Below are 4,070 nucleotides of genomic sequence, written 5' to 3'. Positions count from 1 at the left end.
CCCGGCTGGTGCAACGAAATCTGTTTCAGCAATGTGAAATTCTCGACCTCATTGACCCGCGACGGCAACGCTTAAAACCAAACAATTCTAGCAGGCTATCTCTTCTAAATTAGCCGGACAGAAATGACGTCTTAAGACAAACCAGATCGGTCGTACTCTCCTCGAACCAGATCTACCTAAGAATGACTTACCCGTTATGTAGCAATGCAGACGGGGAAGAAGTTGAGACGAAAACCAGCCCGTATTTGATAACTCAAAGAAGTCGAGGTGGCCCATATGTCGGATGAAGTTCATGGCAAACTGAAATCCGTTGACTTTTAATAATCTTCTAAAAGCGTGATAGCTCAAGTGAAATCACGTTTGGATATATGGATGCGATTAGACATGGGATGGCTTTAAAGGATTGCAATAGACCAAAGGAAGCCCTTGTGAAAAGATTTTCACGGAGATGGAAAGCTTGATTTTCATAAGGGTGGCTGAAGTTTGTAAGAAACTATCGAACGGTATTCGATGTAGCACGAGAAATGTCTTAAACAAAAACAATAAAACCATTGCTTTGGGTATAAACTCGAAGCCGCTGTTCTTCAGTAGTACAGCGTCATTAAAAACTACTTCAAAATATTAGACACTTATGATACATCGAATACCAATTGACGTAGCCGTATGCGGGAAAACCGCTTGTACGGATGCAACAGAGTGCTAGGATCGGTGACGCTCCTTTCGACTCTTAGGAGTTAGCTTCCATCTGAAGAAATTTAGATGGTCGCATGATTCTGTAAACTGCAAAGTAGATTCTTTACAAAGGCTTTCATTCGTGAGGGCCTTTTTCTTTGTCTAACGGACGGATTTTCGCATCTCCTGGTCCACCCGGCGTCAATTACCTCGATGGGGCTGGTTGAACTTGTCATGGCCCCGGGAACACCCCCTGTAGAATCCCTTCTCCTGGGCTTTTGGGGCTTGTCCTATAGCAAACCCTACCCGGACAGCAAAAACCCCAGGAACAGCGCCCTACGCCCAAATTACGATTTACACCCCAGAAGCACAAGAAAATTGGTGTAAGTTAACCCCAGAAATGCGCATTTTCATGCATTTTTCAGTAATTCGTAGAGATATACCAGATAAAGTAACATTTCTATGCAAGGAGGCGTTATGGGAGCCAAGAATGGTAATTCAACTGACGTTCAAGAAAAGACGGCGAAGAAGAAAATCGAATCGAAGTATGATCCGAAGACTCTTCGCAGCCTTATCAAAGAAGGTCTGGATGCTGCTACGATAATGGAGCAGATGAAGATCAAACATCGTCAAACGCTCAAACAGTACATTTTGAAGCTCATTAGTACCGATAGGGTGCTCTATGAGGTCAAGGGACTTTATCTCAAAGACTCAAAGAGACCGAAGGTGAATCAACAGGGCATCCTGAAGATCAATCTCAAGGCTCACGATCTCGGTGATCTCGAAATTAACGAGGGCGACGAGTTCTCGGTCGAGTTCATTGACGGAAAAATCAGTCTAACCAAGATTCTCCCATAACCTCCTACTGAAATGTCATGCAGATTCATCTGTGTGACATTTCTTATTTTTAACTTGGAAAAATTTTCCATACTTCTTTAAAGATGCAAATACTTCACCTCTACTGCAGGAGTTAAGTCCAACTTTGTCAGATTGTCACGGAACGATTCTTCGCATTGTATTTGCGATTATAGTCACAAAACTACAGATATAAGTATTTGAAGGAAAGAACGGTTTTACCCAATAACGTACATTGGAGTCGAATAATTGCAAACTTCAAAGAATTACAAAGGCCTACAGGTGTCCCCAAAGGACAAAGGCCCGGACCAGAGATTTTGAATTTTAGTTTCTGGCATCCCAAAAAGGGAAAACCCAATTGGAGGATTTTATGAAGGTCGAACCGATTACAGATGTGAAGTCCATCAAGAGCATTAAGAAGCTTTTGCATGACTCACCCAGGAACAAACTCTTGTTCATAATGGGTGTCAACACTGGACTTAGGGTACAAGACATCCTTGCACTCAGAATTTCGGACGTAAAGCACGCCAATGTTGGTGATCGCATTGTCATCCGAGAAAAAAAGACCGGAAAAGAAAACGTTTTCATGATCAACAAGGAAATCAAAGAGACCCTTGACGACTACTTGAAGACAATCGAGGCGAAGGACGACCACTTTCTGTTCAAGAGCAGAAAAGGGTTAAATTCACCGCTGACGACATACGCAGTGACAATGTACGTTCAGGATTGGTGCGATGCTATAAATCTGCACATCAATGCAGGGGCTCACACGCTCCGAAAAACCTGGTGTTACCACCAGCGGAAAACTTTCGGTACATCATGGGAGGTCATAGCAAAGCGATTGAATCACAGCAGCCCGAGTATCACAAGAAGATATATCGGCGTGAAGGAGGAAGAAGTCGAAGAAGTTCTGATGAAATCCATCTAAACTCTTACCAAGGGGAGTAAAATCCCCTTTATTTGTCGAGCGCCTAAATTTTTCCTCGCTCCAAAATTTAAATTGTTACTTCAACCTAGAACAGAAGAGGTTTTTATGGGCGTCTATCAACGAGATAGCCGGTGGATGGTCTATTGGCATTCCAACGGCAAAAGACATGACAAATCGTTTGGTCGTGGTGAACTTGGTCAAGCAAAAGCTGAAAAGTTTGATCACGCTGTTCGTGACGCACTCGACCAGGGGTTACCAGTTCCTGATCCCGATACGGTGACGGCATCGGTCCTGGTACCAGTGCCGGTGGCCGGACAGGTGGAGAACCCAGCTACCGCCCTGGTCCAGGGCTTTAACCAGGTCACTGGTCGAGTTCCTGGCGGGATGCTCCTGTCGGAGCTTGGATCGAAGTATCTGGCCCATATGAAGGCATCAGGCCGGACGGAGAAGCACATCCGGAACATCGAGCATTTGGTCAACCACGTCTTTATCCCGGTACTCGGCGATAAGCCCGTGGATTCCCTGTCTTACCAAGAAAACATGATTCCGTTTATCCTGCACTTTCAAGGAGTTAGCAGTAGAACAGGAAAGGTCCGGTCCCAGTATACGGTGAATAAGTACTGTGATTACTTGAGTTTCATCTTCAACTTCGGGATAGACAACGGCTTTACCTCCGTCAATCCCCTGAAGATTTGGAAGAAACCCAAGGTTCAACCATGGGATATGAAGCTCACCTTGGACGATGCGAAGAAGATCATGGTCAACGCTGAACCTCATTTAAAGTGGGCGATGGAAGTTTGCTTCAACCTGGGCACTCGTCCTGGTGAATCTGAACTTCTTTCACTCAAGTGGGAAGACATTGACTTCAAAGCCAGCACTGTTCGCATTTATGCGAGCAAAACTAAGACATACCGGACAGTTCCGATCAACCCTGAGTTCCTGAAACGTTTGGAGAAGGAGCAGGCAGAGTCCCAGACCGGATATGTCATCGAGTACATGGGCCGGAACCTGACCACTATTCGGAAAGCATTCAAAAACGCATGCAAACGGGCTGGTATCACCTACCAGACTCGTATGTACGATCTTCGGCACCTGTTTGCGACCACATTACTTCGCAAGGGTGCTGACTTAGCTGCCGTTTCCAAGATGATGGGCCATTCAACGGTGAAGATGACGGCAGACACCTATTACCACTACATGGAAGGAGAAAAGGAAAGAGCAGTCAATCTGTTACCAGCTTTAGAAGTGGCATAGTCCAGGAAGACGGGGCGTCTTGAAAAAGATACTCCGTCTTTCTATTTTTCAATAACTTTTAAAAAAAGAGAAATTATTATGGCTACTAAGAAATGCTTGTGGGACGAATCCCACGTATTTGAAGTAAATGAAAACGAAGAATTCAAATCGTTGTGTAAAAAGTGCTATTTTAATATTTTTACAGACACTTACAAGAAAGTGATGATCTGGGACGACTTCGAAAAAGACATTGAAAACCATTTCTGTCCGGCTAATTTAGAAGAGATAGCCTGCTAGAATTGTTTGGTTTTAAGCGTTGCCGTCGCGGGTCAATGAGGTCGAGAATTTCACATTGCTGAAACAGATTTCGTTGCACCAGCCG

The 4,070-nt window shown here is 44.5% G+C and carries 3 protein-coding genes; all 3 read left to right on the top strand.

Translation table 11 applies throughout. The features are described from left to right. Positions 1-1,149: 1,149 nt before the first annotated feature. Positions 1,150-1,530, top strand: a complete 381-nt coding sequence (locus GTA51_RS20075; RefSeq protein ID WP_160964263.1) for a hypothetical protein — start codon at positions 1,150-1,152, stop codon at positions 1,528-1,530. A 367-nt stretch (positions 1,531-1,897) separates the two neighbouring features. Next, entirely contained in the window at positions 1,898-2,455 is a 558-nt protein-coding gene (locus tag GTA51_RS20070; protein WP_160963781.1) for a tyrosine-type recombinase/integrase, read from the top strand. A 105-nt stretch (positions 2,456-2,560) separates the two neighbouring features. Then, on the top strand, positions 2,561-3,709 hold the full coding sequence (locus GTA51_RS20065; protein WP_160964262.1) for a tyrosine-type recombinase/integrase: 1,149 nt from the start codon (positions 2,561-2,563) through the stop codon (positions 3,707-3,709). The last annotated feature ends 361 nt before the right edge of the window (positions 3,710-4,070 follow it).

This window comes from Solidesulfovibrio aerotolerans (assembly GCF_009856865.1).
GTDB lineage: Bacteria > Desulfobacterota > Desulfovibrionia > Desulfovibrionales > Desulfovibrionaceae > Solidesulfovibrio > Solidesulfovibrio aerotolerans.
Note: the sequence above shows the minus strand (reverse complement) of the source record. Positions and strands in the feature narration are given on the sequence as shown.

Coding starts and splice junctions, on each gene's coding strand:
- GTA51_RS20070 (WP_160963781.1), top strand. CDS start 1,898: ATGAAGGTCGAACCGATTACAGATGTGAAGTCCATCAAGAGCATTAAG.
- GTA51_RS20065 (WP_160964262.1), top strand. CDS start 2,561: ATGGGCGTCTATCAACGAGATAGCCGGTGGATGGTCTATTGGCATTCC.
- GTA51_RS20075 (WP_160964263.1), top strand. CDS start 1,150: ATGGGAGCCAAGAATGGTAATTCAACTGACGTTCAAGAAAAGACGGCG.